The sequence below is a fragment of the Enterobacter sp. 22499 genome (genome assembly GCF_052044815.1).
GTDB lineage: Bacteria > Pseudomonadota > Gammaproteobacteria > Enterobacterales > Enterobacteriaceae > Enterobacter > Enterobacter bugandensis.
Genome location: NZ_JBQENR010000004.1, coordinates 85,456 through 98,892 on the forward strand (window position 1 = coordinate 85,456; position 13,437 = coordinate 98,892).

At 56.3% G+C, this 13,437-nt stretch carries 9 protein-coding genes; 1 reads left to right on the forward strand and 8 read right to left on the reverse strand.

Going from position 1 to position 13,437, the window contains the following annotated elements:
• Nucleotides 1-2 precede the first annotated feature (2 nt).
• The 4 genes from rsmA to lptD are packed head-to-tail and all read right to left on the reverse strand — an operon-like array spanning nt 3 to nt 5,498.
• Nucleotides 3-824: a 16S rRNA (adenine(1518)-N(6)/adenine(1519)-N(6))-dimethyltransferase RsmA gene (gene rsmA, locus ACTJI7_RS13935; protein ID WP_028015479.1), complete on the reverse strand. Its 822-nt coding sequence runs from the start codon at nt 822-824 to the stop codon at nt 3-5.
• A complete protein-coding gene (gene pdxA / locus ACTJI7_RS13940) occupies nt 821-1,807 on the reverse strand; it encodes a 4-hydroxythreonine-4-phosphate dehydrogenase PdxA (RefSeq protein ID WP_063154827.1) in 987 nt (328 codons plus the stop codon). The genes rsmA and pdxA overlap by 4 nt, the downstream gene beginning before the upstream one ends.
• Entirely contained in the window at nt 1,807-3,093 is a 1,287-nt protein-coding gene (surA, locus tag ACTJI7_RS13945; protein ID WP_028015481.1) for a peptidylprolyl isomerase SurA, read from the reverse strand. Before surA ends, pdxA begins: the two co-directional genes overlap by 1 nt.
• A gap of 53 nt (nt 3,094-3,146) precedes the next feature.
• Nucleotides 3,147-5,498 (reverse strand): LPS assembly protein LptD, encoded by a 2,352-nt coding sequence (gene lptD, locus ACTJI7_RS13950; protein WP_048999034.1) that lies wholly within the window; start codon nt 5,496-5,498, stop codon nt 3,147-3,149.
• 239 nt (nt 5,499-5,737) lie between these two features.
• Here lptD and djlA point away from each other — a divergent pair, with 239 nt between their 5' ends.
• Nucleotides 5,738-6,553 carry a co-chaperone DjlA gene (djlA, locus tag ACTJI7_RS13955; protein ID WP_028015483.1) on the forward strand — a complete coding sequence of 272 codons (816 nt, stop codon included), beginning with the start codon at nt 5,738-5,740 and terminating at the stop codon, nt 6,551-6,553.
• A 30-nt stretch (nt 6,554-6,583) separates the two neighbouring features.
• Here djlA and rluA read toward each other — a convergent pair whose 3' ends face one another.
• From rluA to araD, 4 genes are all read right to left on the reverse strand, one after another.
• Nucleotides 6,584-7,243: a bifunctional tRNA pseudouridine(32) synthase/23S rRNA pseudouridine(746) synthase RluA gene (rluA, locus tag ACTJI7_RS13960; protein WP_063154826.1), complete on the reverse strand. Its 660-nt coding sequence runs from the start codon at nt 7,241-7,243 to the stop codon at nt 6,584-6,586.
• Between the two features lie 12 nt (nt 7,244-7,255).
• On the reverse strand, nt 7,256-10,162 hold the full coding sequence (gene rapA, locus ACTJI7_RS13965) for an RNA polymerase-associated protein RapA (RefSeq protein WP_440670626.1): 2,907 nt from the start codon (nt 10,160-10,162) through the stop codon (nt 7,256-7,258).
• Nucleotides 10,163-10,290: 128 nt separating this feature from the next.
• Nucleotides 10,291-12,648 (reverse strand): DNA polymerase II, encoded by a 2,358-nt coding sequence (polB, locus tag ACTJI7_RS13970; protein ID WP_063154824.1) that lies wholly within the window; start codon nt 12,646-12,648, stop codon nt 10,291-10,293.
• Between the two features lie 73 nt (nt 12,649-12,721).
• A complete protein-coding gene (gene araD / locus ACTJI7_RS13975) occupies nt 12,722-13,417 on the reverse strand; it encodes an L-ribulose-5-phosphate 4-epimerase (RefSeq protein ID WP_047367313.1) in 696 nt (231 codons plus the stop codon).
• Nucleotides 13,418-13,437: the final 20 nt, after the last annotated feature.

Here is a 13,437-nt window from a genome sequence, read left to right on the forward strand (position 1 = left end):
GCTTAACTCTCCTTCGGCGGCGCATTTTCGCTGATGTAATTAGCCAGCTTGCAGTACTGCTCTACGGAAATGTTTTCCGCACGCATTGCCGGGTCGATCCCCAGCTCTGCTAACACCTCAACGGTAAACGAATTGCTCAGACTGTTACGGATCGTTTTACGGCGCTGGTTAAAGGCTTCCGTGGTGATGCGGCTGAGTACACGCAGATCTTTAACCGGATACGGTTTCGTTTTGTGCGGCACAAGGCGCACAACCGCAGAATCTACTTTCGGTGGCGGCGTGAACGCTGATGGCGGTACTTCGAGTACCGGGATCACGTTGCAGTAATATTGTGCCATCACGCTTAAACGACCATACGCTTTACTGTTCGGCCCTGCAACCAGACGGTTAACAACCTCTTTTTGCAACATGAAGTGCATGTCGGCAATGGCATCAGTATAGCTAAAGAGGTGGAACATTAGCGGCGTGGAGATGTTATACGGCAGGTTGCCGAACACGCGCAGCGGCTGGCCCATTTTTTCCGACAGTTCGCCAAAATTCATGGTCATGGCATCCTGCTGATAGATGGTCAGCTTTGGTCCGAGGAACGGGTGCGTTTGCAGGCGTGCGGCAAGGTCGCGGTCCAGTTCGATAACGGTCAGCTCGTCGAGGCGTTCGCCTACCGGCTCGGTCAGTGCGGCAAGGCCCGGGCCGATTTCGACCATAGCCTGACCCTTCTGCGGATTAATAGCAGAGACGATGCTGTCGATCACGAATTGATCGTTGAGAAAGTTTTGCCCGAAGCGTTTACGGGCTAAGTGGCCCTGATGGACTCGATTAGTCATTGAGTATTAACAATCATTTTGATGGCGAGATTAAGCGCCGTAATAAAACTGCCGACATCCGCTTTCCCCTGGCCTGCCAGATCCAGCGCAGTGCCGTGGTCAACGGACGTTCGAATAAAGGGTAAACCGAGGGTGATATTCACCCCGCGGCCAAAGCCCTGGTATTTTAGCACGGGCAGACCCTGATCGTGGTACATCGCGAGGACGGCGTCGGCATTATCCAGGTATTTTGGCTGGAAAAGGGTGTCCGCAGGCAGCGGCCCGCTGAGATTCATCCCTTTGGCGCGCATTTCTTCAAGCACCGGAATAATGGTGTCGATCTCTTCGGTGCCCATATGACCCCCTTCACCCGCGTGCGGATTTAGGCCGCAGACCAGAACGTGCGGCCGCTTGATGCCGAACTTCGTTTGCAGGTCGTGATGCAGGATCCCGATGATCTCCCGCAGCAGTTCCGGGGTGATGGCATCAGGAATGGCCTTGATCGGTAAATGGGTGGTCACGAGAGCAACGCGCATCGCTTCCGTCGCCAGCATCATCACCACTTTCGGGCTGTGCGAGCGCTCTTCGAAGAACTCCGTATGCCCGGTAAAAGGGATGCCCGCTTCGTTGATGACGCCCTTATGCACGGGGCCGGTGATCAGAGCGGCAAATTCGCCCTTCAGGCAACCGTCGCAGGCGCGGGCAAGGGTTTCCACGACGTAGTGGCCATTTTCCGTGCTGAGCTGGCCTGGAACAACGGGTGTACGAAGGGGAACAGAAAGAAGAGTGAGCGTACCGGCCTGCTGTGGTGCGGGCTGTTGGCCTTCAACGTAAGGGATGAGCGTTAAGGGCAGACCGAGCAGATTCGCCCGGTCTTGTAACAGTGTTGCATCCGCGCAGACAACCAATTCTACTGGCCAGCTGCGCTGGGCGAGCTGGACAACGAGGTCAGGCCCAATCCCGGCAGGTTCGCCGGGAGTGATAACAACACGATGCTGTTTCATTAGTTGCTCAGGACTTTCACGTAAGCACTGGCGCGCTGTTCCTGCATCCAGGTTGCCGCTTCTTCGGAGAACTTACGGTTAAACAGCATACGATAGGCTCTGTCTTTCTGCGCCGCATCCGTTTTGTCCACGTTGCGGGTGTCCATCAGCTCGATCAGATGCCAGCCAAATGAAGAGTGAACCGGGGCACTGATCTGGCCTTTATTCAGCTTCATCAGCGCATCGCGGAAGGCAGGATCGTAAATGTCCGCAGCCGCCCAGCCCAGATCGCCGCCCTGGTTCGCAGAGCCAGGATCCTGAGAGAACTCTTTCGCTGCATTGGCAAACGACGTTTTACCGCTCTTAATATCTGCGGCAATTTGCTCCAGCTTCGCACGCGCCTGATCGTCAGTCATGATCGGTGACGGCTTCAGCAGAATGTGGCGGGCGTGAACTTCAGTCACGGAGATATTCTGGCTCTGACCGCGCAGATCGTTCACTTTCAGAATGTGGAAGCCCACCCCTGAACGGATTGGACCGACGATATCGCCTTTCTTCGCCGTGCTCAGCGCCTGAGCAAAGATAGATGGCAGCTCCTGGATACGTCCCCAGCCCATCTGACCGCCTTTCAGGGCCTGTTGGTCAGCAGAGTAGGTGATAGCCAGCTTGCCAAAGTCGCCGCCGTTACGCGCCTGGTCGACAATTGAACGTGCCTGACTTTCTGCTTCAGCAGCCTGATCTGACGTTGGGTTCTCTGGCAGTGGGATCAGAATGTGGCTCAGGTTCAGCTCTGTGCTCGCATCGTTCTGGTTGCCCACCTGTTTTGCCAGCGCATCCACTTCCTGAGGCAGGATGGTGACGCGGCGACGGACTTCATTATTACGCACTTCTGAAATCAGCATCTCTTTACGGATCTGGTTACGGTAGGTAGCGTAGCTGATGCCGTCATAGGCCAGACGGCTGCGCATCTGGTCCGGCGACATGTTGTTCTGCTTTGCAATGTTAGCGATAGCCTGATCAAGCTGCTCGTCGGTCACCTTCACGCCCATTTTCTGACCCATCTGCAGGATAATCTGATCCATGATCAGACGCTCCAGGATCTGGTGGCGCAGCGTGGCGTCATCCGGAAGTTGCTGACCCGCTTCGCCCGAATTGAGCTTCACGGATTTCATCAGACCATCAACGTCACTTTCGAGCACGACGCCGTTGTTAACGACAGCGGCGACCTTATCAACAACCTGGGGGGCCGCGAAGCTGGTATTCGCAACCATAGCGACACCAAGCAGCAGCGTTTTCCAGTTCTTCATACTTTTTCCATTTCAATTAACCGCAAAGCGGATTACGTTGTAAATCAAGCACATTACAAAGAACTACTGTACGGCAGAATGTTCGAACGCAGCATCTGATGCGTGCCCAGGCCGTAGTTGGAGCTCAGGCCGCGCAGTTCGACATTAAAGCCAATCACGTTATCGTATTTGCTCTGATTGTTTACAGTGTCCCAGCCGTTAAGCTTACGCTCGTAACCGACGCGCAGCGCGTAACAGCAGGAGTTATATTGCAGACCTACCATCTGGTCCGCTGGCTTATTCGCGTTGGTGTCAAAGTAGTAAGCGCCTACGATTGACCAGCGGTCGGCGATAGGCCAGCTTGCTGCACCACCAACCTGCGAGATGCCGTCTTTATACTGTTCTGCGCCTGCATAAGAAGGCAATGTTGCCTGAATATATTCCGGGCTGGCATAACGATACGTCAACTGTACCATGCGGTCTTCATCGCGACGGTACTCAATAGCGGCACTGCTTGTGGCGATATTATCGAGGCGAGTGTCATATTGCACACCACCGCGCAGGCCCCAACGGTCAGTCATGCGCCAGTACGTGTCTCCCGCCCATACCAGCGATCCAGTTTTGTTGTCTTTCTCCCACTGAATGTTGTCATCACCGGTACGTGACTCGGTGAAATAGTAGATTTGACCAACAGAAACGTTAAAACGTTCAACGGCGGCATCATCATAAACGCGTGTTGTGACGCCGGTCGTTAACTGGTTAGCGGATGCGATACGGTCCAGACCGCCGTAAGTACGATCGCGGAACAGGCCGCTGTAGTCAGACTGCAGTAAAGACGAGTCGTAGTTCTGAATCTTGCTCTGATCGCGATATGGCACGTACAAATACTGCATACGCGGCTCAAGCGTCTGGGTATAACCATCCGCCAGCAGGCCCATATCACGCTCGAAGATCAGCTTCCCGTCCATTTTGAACTGCGGGAGCGTTCGGTTAACCGACTCTTCCAGATGCGCATTGTTCGTGGTGTTGTAATTATCAACATTTTTTTGCTGATAGTGCGTCGCCATCAGCTTGGCTTCGGTATTCAGGCTTGCCCAGTTGTTAGACCACGGCAGATTGATCGTCGGCTCCAGGTGAACACGCGTAGCTTCCGGCATGTCCGAATCCGTGTTCACGAAATGTACCGCCTGAGCGTAAACCCGGGTGTCGAATGGACCTACATTATTCTGATACCAGTTAACGTCCAGCTGCGGCTCTGCACCATAGGTAGGCGTGGACTGGTCAGAGAATACCTGGAACTGTTTGGTTGAGACGGTTGCATCAAAGTTCTGCACCGCATAGCCTACGCTGAACTTCTGCGTGGCATAGCCATCCGTGCTCGAACCGTATTTAGACGAAAAGTCGTTAAAATAAGATGAGTCGCTAACTTTGGTATAGTCAACGTTAAAGCGCCACACCTGATCCATCACTCCGGCATGCTGCCAGTAGAATAGCCAGCGGTGTTTATCGCCTTCTGTAGGGTGCTCATCCTGGAAGACCTTATCCGACGGCAGATAATCCAGCTCCATCAGGCCAGCACCGGCCTGAGTCAGATAGCGGAACTCGTTCTCCCACATGATGTTGCCGCGCTTGTGGATATAGTGCGGCGTGATCGTGGCGTCCATGTTGGGCGCGATGTTCCAGTAATACGGCAGGTAGAACTCAAAGTAGTTCGTGGTGCTGTATTTGGCATTCGGGATCAGGAAGCCCGAGCGACGCTTGTCACCTACGGGAAGCTGGAGATAAGGGCTGTAGAATACCGGCACCGGACCCAGCTTAAAGCGTGCGTTCCAGATCTCTGCGACCTGCTCTTCACGGTCATGGATAACTTCGCTCCCGACCACGCTCCAGGTATTTGAACCCGGCAGACATGATGTAAAGGAGCCATTCTCCAGAATCGTATAGCGGTTTTCACCGCGCTGTTTCATCAGGTCCGCTTTACCGCGTCCCTGGCGACCCACCATCTGGTAATCACCTTCCCAGACGTTAGTATCTTTGGTATTCAGGTTTGACCAGGCTTTCGGACCTTTCAGGATGACCTGATTGTCGTCATAGTGCACATTACCCAGCGCATCCACCGTTCGTACCGGCTCGACCGCGCCTTCCGGCTGCTTCTGGTGCAACTGCACTTCATCAGCCTGCAGGCGGCTATTGCCCTGGTTAATATCCACATTGCCCGTAAACGTGGCATTGTCAGGATAAGTACCTTTGGAGCTATCGGCAGTAATGGTTACCGGCAAGCTATTTGTATCGCCCTCCACCAGCGGGCGATTATAACTTGGGACGCCAAGCATACACTGCGAGGCGAGATCGGCCGCCAGCCCCTGTTGACTGTACAGGGCGGAGCCAATCATTGTGGCCAGGAGGGTGGGGATACGTTTTTTCATACGTTATATTTTATTGTTCCGTCATCAGTGGCTACGGCTTACAAACGCTCAGAGACTATCTTACTCATCAGCGCAGTACCAGCGTTAATCCTGCCCGTTTGCGCGCCAGAGTGTTAGGCTCGCTATCGAATGACGAGTATGATAAAGCAAATTATAGGCGATGTCCTTCAATTGACCGTGGCTTGAACACTGTGATGATGACGTTGCGTCGGCAGGGAATATGACTATCCGGGGAGTATATGCAGTATTGGGGTAAAATAATCGGCGTTGCGTTCGCCATCATCATGGGTGCCGGGTTCTGGGGAATTGTGCTTGGGCTTATCATTGGCCATATGTTTGATAAAGCACGCAGCCGCAAAATGGCCTGGTTTGCCAATCAGCGCGAGCGCCAGTCGCTCTTTTTCTCCACCACCTTTGAGGTCATGGGGCACTTAACCAAATCCAAAGGCCGCGTGACCGAAGCGGATATTCAGATTGCCAGCGTTTTTATGGATCGCATGAACCTGCATGGTGAGTCCCGCCTGGCGGCGCAGAATGCGTTTCGCATCGGTAAATCGGATAACTATCCGCTGCGTGAAAAGATGCGCCAGTTCCGCAGCATCTGCTTCGGACGTTTTGATTTAATTCGGATGTTTCTGGAAATCCAAATCCAGGCGGCGTTTGCCGACGGCTCGCTTCATCCCAATGAACGTGATGTCCTGTACGTTATTGCGGAAGAGCTGGGTATCTCCCGTATGCAGTTTGACCAGTTCCTGCGCATGATGCAGGGCGGTGCCCAGTTTGGCGGCGGCTATCACCAGCAGTCTTCCGGCGGTGCATGGCAGCAGGCGCAGCGTGGCCCGACGCTGGAAGATGCCTGCAACGTGCTTGGCGTGAAGCCCACGGACGATCAAACCACGATTAAACGTGCCTACCGTAAGCTGATGAGCGAGCATCATCCTGACAAGCTGGTGGCGAAAGGTTTACCGCCGGAAATGATGGAGATGGCGAAGCAAAAAGCGCAGGAAATCCAGAAGGCGTACGAGCTCATTAAAGAGAAGAAAGGTTTCAAATAAAAAAAAGCCCGACAATGTCGGGCTTTTTTTTCAGAAGTCCACCGGGGCTTTAAACGTCATCGCGTTACCGAAAGTAGGGTGGGTGATGGTGAGCGTCTGCGCATGGAGCTGCAGGCGTGGCGCTAACGCCAGGGCCTCTGGCGGGGCGTAGAAGCGGTCACCCAGAATCGGGTGACCCAGCGCAAGCATATGCACGCGCAGCTGGTGTGAACGTCCGGTAATTGGCTTAAGCAGGACGCGCGCGGTGTTATCCGGCGCGTAATCCAGCACTTCATATTCGGTTTGCGCGGCCTTGCCGGTTTCATAACACACCTTCTGCTTTGGCCTGTTCGGCCAGTCGCAAATCAGCGGTAAATCCACCAGCCCTTCCGCCTGCGCCGGGTGGCCCCAGACGCGGGCAACATACTGCTTCTTCGGCTCGCGCTCGCGGAACTGACGCTTCAGCTCGCGCTCCGCCGCTTTATTCAGCGCCACCACAATCACGCCGCTGGTGGCCATGTCCAGGCGATGGACGGACTCGGACTGCGGATAATCGCGCTGAATGCGCGTCATCACGCTGTCCTTGTGCTCATCCAGACGGCCCGGCACGGACAACAGCCCGCTGGGCTTGTTGACCACCATAATGTGTTCATCCTGATACAGAATGACCAGCCAGGGATCCTGCGGCGGATTATACGGCTCCATCACCATCTTGCGCTCCGTTTACTGATGCGTCACAACGATAAGACGCAGGGCATCCAGACGCCAGCCTGCCTGATTCAGGCTTTCCAGCACCTGCTGACGGTTGCTTTCAATTGCCGCCAGTTCGTCGTCGCGGATGTTCGGGTTGACCGATTTTAACGCTTCCAGACGGGACAGTTCGGCAGACAGTTTCTCGTCGGCTTCATTGCGCGCGGCGTCAATCAGGTCTCGGGCCGCTTTTTCAATCTGGATTTCGCCCTGCTGGAGAATGGCGTGCACGTCCTGCTGCACCGCGTTCACCAGCTTGCTGCCGGTATGGCGGTTCACCGCGCTCAGCTGGCGGTTGAAGCTTTCGAACTCCACCTGTCCTGCCAGGTTCGTACCGTTTTTATCCAGCAGCAAACGCACCGGCGTTGGCGGCAGGAAGCGGTTGAGCTGCAGCTGTTTCGGCGCCTGCGCTTCCACAACATAGATCAGCTCCAGCAGCAGCGTGCCTACGGGCAGCGCCTTGTTTTTCAGCAGGGAGATGGTGCTGCTGCCGGTATCTCCGGAGAGGATCAGATCCAGCCCGTTGCGGATCAGCGGGTGTTCCCAGGTGATGAACTGAGCATCTTCGCGGGACAGCGCCACGTCACGCTCGAAGGTGATGGTACAGCCATCTTCCGGCAGGCCTGGGAAATCGGGCACCAGCATGTGGTCTGATGGGGTTAACACGATCAGGTTCTCGCCACGATCGTCCTGGTTAATCCCGACAATGTCGAACAGGTTCATGGAGAAGCCGATCAGGCTGGTGTCGTCATCTTGTTCTTCAATGCTCTCGGCAAGCGCCTGCGCTTTTTCGCCACCGTTGGAGTGGATCTCCAGCAGGCGGTCGCGCCCCTGTTCAAGCTGCGCCTTCAGCGCTTCATATTTCTCGCGGCAGGATTTAATCAGATCGTCAAAACCGTCGGTATTTTCCGGCGCGGCCAGGTAACCGATCAGATCGCCGTGTACCTGGTCATAAATGGTGCGGCCCGTTGGGCAGGTATGCTCAAACGCATCCAGACCTTCGTGGAACCAGCGCACCAGTACCGACTGAGCGGTTTTTTCCAGGTACGGCACGTGGATCTGAATATCATGCGCCTGGCCGATACGATCCAGACGGCCGATACGCTGCTCCAGCAGATCCGGGTTGAACGGCAGATCGAACATCACCAGATTGCTGGCGAACTGGAAGTTACGACCTTCAGAACCGATTTCGGAGCACAGCATCACCTGCGCGCCGCTGTCCTCTTCACTGAACCACGCCGCCGCGCGGTCGCGCTCGACGATGGACATGCCTTCGTGGAACACGGCGGCACGAATGCCTTCGCGCTCGCGCAGAACCTGTTCCAGCTGCAGAGCGGTGGCGGCTTTGGCGCAGATCACCAGCACTTTCTGGGAGCGGTGCGCGGTCAGGTAGCCCATCAGCCACTCCACGCGCGGGTCGAAGTTCCACCAGGTGCCGGTATCGCCTTCAAATTCCTGATAAATCTGTTCCGGGTAGAGCATGTCACGCGCGCGCTCTTCCTGAGTTTTGCGCGCGCCCATAATGCCGGAGACTTTAATCGCCGTCTGATACTGCGTCGGCAGCGGGAGCTTGATGGTGTGCAGTTCGCGTTTCGGGAACCCTTTCACGCCGTTACGGGTGTTGCGGAACAGCACGCGGCTGGTGCCGTGACGGTCCATCAGCATGTCGATCAGCTCTTTACGCGCGGATCCCGCATTCTCGCTGTCGCTGTTCGCAGCCTGCAGAAGCGGTTCGATATCCTGCTCGCCAATCAGATCGCTCAGGGTGTTGAGTTCATCGTTTGAGAGACGTTTACCCGCCAGCAGCAGCGCGACGGCATCCGCAACCGGACGGTAGTTGTTCTGCTCTTCCACGAACTGAGCGAAGTCGTGGAAACGGTTTGGATCGAGCAGGCGCAGACGGGCGAAGTGACTCTCCAGACCGAGCTGCTCCGGCGTTGCGGTCAGCAGCAGGACGCCGGGCACGCGCTCGGCAAGCTGCTCAATCGCCATATATTCGCGGCTTGGGGCATCTTCGCTCCACACCAGGTGGTGTGCTTCGTCGACGACCATCAGGTCCCATTCGGCATCGCACAGATGCTCAAGACGCTGCTTGCTGCGGCGCACGAAATCCAGCGAGCAGATTACCAGCTGTTCGGTTTCAAACGGGTTGTCCGCGTCGTGCTGCGCTTCGGCATAGCGCTCGTCGTCGAACAGGGAGAAGCGCAGGTTAAAGCGGCGCAGCATCTCCACCAGCCACTGGTGCTGGAGGGTTTCCGGCACGACAATCAGCACGCGCTCGGCAGCGCCGGAGAGCAGCTGCTGGTGCAGGATCATGCCCGCTTCGATGGTTTTACCCAGGCCCACTTCGTCGGCAAGCAGCACGCGGGGCGCATGACGACGGCCCACGTCATGGGCGATATTCAGCTGGTGGGGGATCAGGCTGGTGCGCTGGCCGCGCAGGCCACTCCACGGCATGCGGTACTGTTCGCTCTGGAACTTACGCGCGCGGTAGCGCAGGGAGAAGCGATCCATACGGTCGATTTGCCCGGCAAACAGGCGGTCCTGCGGCTTGCTGAACACCAGTTTGCTGTCGAGCAGCACTTCACGCAGGATGACGTTCGTCTCGTCGGTATCAAGACGCGTTCCGATGTAGGCGAGCAGTCCATTCTCTTCTTTTACGTCTTCAACCTTTAGCTGCCAGCCTTCGTGGCTGGTCACGGTGTCGCCCGGATTGAACATTACGCGGGTCACAGGGGAGTCATTGCGAGCGTACAGGCGGTTTTCACCGGTAGCAGGGAAGAGGAGGGTAACCATGCGCGCATCAACGGCAACGACGGTTCCTAATCCAAGTTCGCTTTCTGTATCGCTGATCCAGCGTTGACCAAGTGTAAAAGGCATAGTTGTTCGGCTCTAATCTTTAATTGCAGGCAATAGTTCGACCCCCGTCAAAAAAGACGGTCATCGAAAAATGGGTCCGGGAATGGAAAGGGCGCTATGGTACTGGATGGCAGCCATTTCGTCACGCGTCAAAATAGGCCAAGTTGCCCTGTCACAAGTGTAGCAAAATCGTCGTCGATGAACGGTAAAATTCCCTCCGCAACCGGCTGAAGCTGGCGGGTCAGGTAGTGATCGTAATCGAGAGGCGACTGCTGGTAATCAACGGGCTCCGGCCCGTTCGTTGTCCAGACGTATTTTATCGTCCCCCGGTTCTGATACTGCGGCGCGCGGCCCCGGCGTACATTCTCTTCGTCCGCCAGGCGCGCGGCGCGCACGTGGGGCGGGACGTTGCGCTGGTACTCCGCCAGCGGGCGGCGCAGGCGCTTGCGATATACCAGCTGGTCATCCAGTTCGCCGGCCATCAGGCTGGCGATGGTTTCGCGGATGTAGTCCTGATAGGGCTCGTTGCGGAAGATCCGCAGATAGAGCGTCTTCTGGAACTGCTGGGCCAGCGGCGTCCAGTCAGTGCGCACCGTCTCCAGCCCCTTAAACACCATTCTCTGCTTTTCACCCTCCTGGATCAGCCCGGCGTAGCGCTTCTTGCTGCCCTGGTCAGTACCGCGGATGGTGGGCATTAAAAAGCGGGCAAAATGGGTTTCAAATTCCAGTTCTAATGCGCTGGTTAACCGCTCTTTTTGCAAATGTTCCTGCCACCAGTCGTTTACGAAGGCCACCAGTTCTTTGCCGATTCGTGAGGCGTCGTCTTCTGAATGTGCGCCCTTAAGCCACACAAAGGTTGAATCCGTGTCGCCGTAGATAACGTCATAGTCCCGGGATTCAATCAGCGCTTTGGTCTGACGCATGATGTCGTGTCCGCGCATGGTGATGGACGACGCCAGACGCGGATCGAAGAAGCGACAGGCGCTGGTACCCAGCACGCCGTAGAAAGCGTTCATAATAATTTTCAGGGCCTGCGAGAGCGGCTTGTTGCCATGACGTTTCGCCTCGTCGCGGCCGTGCCAGATGTTTCCCACAATCTCCGGCAGACAGTGTTTTTCGCGCGAGAAGCGTGCTCCGAGAAAACCTTCGGTGCTGTGCGCGTCGTCTGGCTGCGCCATCCCCTCCACCAGCCCCACCGGGTCAATAAGGAAAGTGCGGATAATTGACGGGTAGAGGCTTTTGTAGTCCAGCACCAGAACCGAGTCATACAGTCCTGGGCGGGAGTCCATCACGTAGCCGCCGGGGCTGGCCTGCGGCGGTACGTCCCCGAGGTTGGGCGCAACATAGCCCGCACGGTGCATTCGTGGGAAATAGAGGTGGCTAAAGGCGGCTACCGAGCCGCCGTGCCTGTCAGCCGCGAGGCCATTTACCGTCGCGCGCTCCAGCAGGAACGGCATGATCTCGGTTTTGTGGAATATCTGCGTCACCAGCTCGCAGTCTTTCAGGTTATAGGTGGCGAGCGCCGGTTTGTCTTCGTTGAAGCGCCGGTCAATCTCGTCCATGCGGTCCCACGGATTGTCGATGGATTTGCCTTCACCGAGCAATTCCTGCGCTACCGCTTCCAGAGAGAAGGAGGAGAAATTCCAGAACGCGGATTTCAGCGCCTCGATGCCGTCGATAATCAGGCGGCCGTTGGCCTGCGCAAAGAACACGCCGTTCTTAAAGCCGTGCTCGCGCCACTCCAGCTCCGTATTTCCGCGCCCGAGCATCAGTGGGATGCGATACCGCTCTGCGTGTTTTTGCAGTACGCGCAGGTCAAACTGCACCACGTTCCAGCCGATCAGCACGTCCGGGTCGTGCTCGGCAAACCACTGGTTAAGCTTCTCCAGCAGCTGCGGTCGGCTGTTGACGTACTCAAGCTGAAAATCGAGCGCGGACGCATCGCCGTTCGGCGGCCCGAGCATATAGACAACCCGCTGCCCGCAGCCTTCCAGGCCGATGCAGTATAGCTCGCCGTGACGGGTGGTTTCGATATCCAGGGAAACCCACTTTAGCGGGGGGCGATAATGCGGATTAGGCTTCAGGCGAGCGTTGATAAGGGTGCCGTTTTGCTCAGCGCCGTCAACCCAGACGGGGGCGGTAATAAACCGCTCCATCAGAAAGCGTTCCGGCGGACGAATGTCCGCTTCGTAGAGCGTCACGCCCGCTTCGCGTAGTAATTTTTCGTAGCGCATCAGTTGGCGATGGGCGCGGCAGTATAGGCCATACACCGGCTGACGATGGAAATCTTTTAGCTCAAGAGGAGTGAGGCGCCAGCCGTTCTCATCGCGCAGCAGTTGTTTTACCTTCTCGACGTAATGTTCAGGGATAAACGCCACGGATTCCTGAGGAGGAAGCGTAACGTGCAGCGGGCCGTTATCTGTCGCCAGCCAGAACGCAACCTCGGTGCCCTGAGGGGTATCCCGCCAGTGTCGGGTCAGTAAAAAGCCTTCTTGCGCCTGTGCCACGCCATTATCCCAAAAACAAAACCAGGCCTGATTATAGCCTGGTTGAATGTTTTATGCTGGGGATATATACAGTTTATTGTCCGTAATAGGCCTTCGCGCCGTGCTTGCGCAGGTAGTGTTTATCCAGCAGGGTTTGCTGCATATCCGGCAACTGCGGTGCCAGCTGGCGGCAGAAGATCCCCATATAGGCGATTTCCTCCAGCACTATTGCGTTATGCACCGCGTCTTGCGCGTTTTTACCCCAGGCAAACGGGCCGTGAGAATGCACCAGTACGCCGGGCATTTGCGCCGCGTCGATCCCCTGTTTTTCAAAGGTTTCGACGATCACGTTCCCGGTTTCCCATTCGTACTCACCGTTAATCTCCGCATCGGTCATCAGACGCGTGCAGGGAATGGTGCCGTAAAAGTAGTCCGCGTGGGTGGTGCCGGTGGCCGGAATGGACTGGCCCGCCTGCGCCCAGATGGTCGCGTGACGCGAGTGGGTATGCACGATGCCGCCGATAGTCGGGAAGGACTGATACAGCAGACGGTGGGTGGGCGTATCGGATGACGGTTTTTTGTTACCTTCCACCACTTCACCCGTTTCGATGCTGACCACGACCATATCCTCTGCGGTCATCACCGTGTAATCCACGCCCGAAGGCTTGATCACGAATACCCCTTTATCCCGGTCAACGGCGCTGACGTTGCCCCAGGTCAGAGTCACCAGGTTATGTTTTGGCAGCGCCAGGTTGGCTTCAAGTACCTGACGTTTGAGATCTTCTAACATCGTTGTCTCCCTGCCCGGCG

Bases quoted from the DNA above. Each gene is read 5' to 3' on its own strand.
- rsmA (WP_028015479.1), bottom strand. From the start codon at position 824: ATGACTAATCGAGTCCATCAGGGCCACTTAGCCCGTAAACGCTTCGGG.
- pdxA (WP_063154827.1), bottom strand. From the start codon at position 1,807: ATGAAACAGCATCGTGTTGTTATCACTCCCGGCGAACCTGCCGGGATT.
- surA (WP_028015481.1), bottom strand. From the start codon at position 3,093: ATGAAGAACTGGAAAACGCTGCTGCTTGGTGTCGCTATGGTTGCGAAT.
- lptD (WP_048999034.1), bottom strand. From the start codon at position 5,498: ATGAAAAAACGTATCCCCACCCTCCTGGCCACAATGATTGGCTCCGCC.
- djlA (WP_028015483.1), top strand. From the start codon at position 5,738: ATGCAGTATTGGGGTAAAATAATCGGCGTTGCGTTCGCCATCATCATG.
- rluA (WP_063154826.1), bottom strand. From the start codon at position 7,243: ATGGTGATGGAGCCGTATAATCCGCCGCAGGATCCCTGGCTGGTCATT.
- rapA (WP_440670626.1), bottom strand. From the start codon at position 10,162: ATGCCTTTTACACTTGGTCAACGCTGGATCAGCGATACAGAAAGCGAA.
- araD (WP_047367313.1), bottom strand. From the start codon at position 13,417: ATGTTAGAAGATCTCAAACGTCAGGTACTTGAAGCCAACCTGGCGCTG.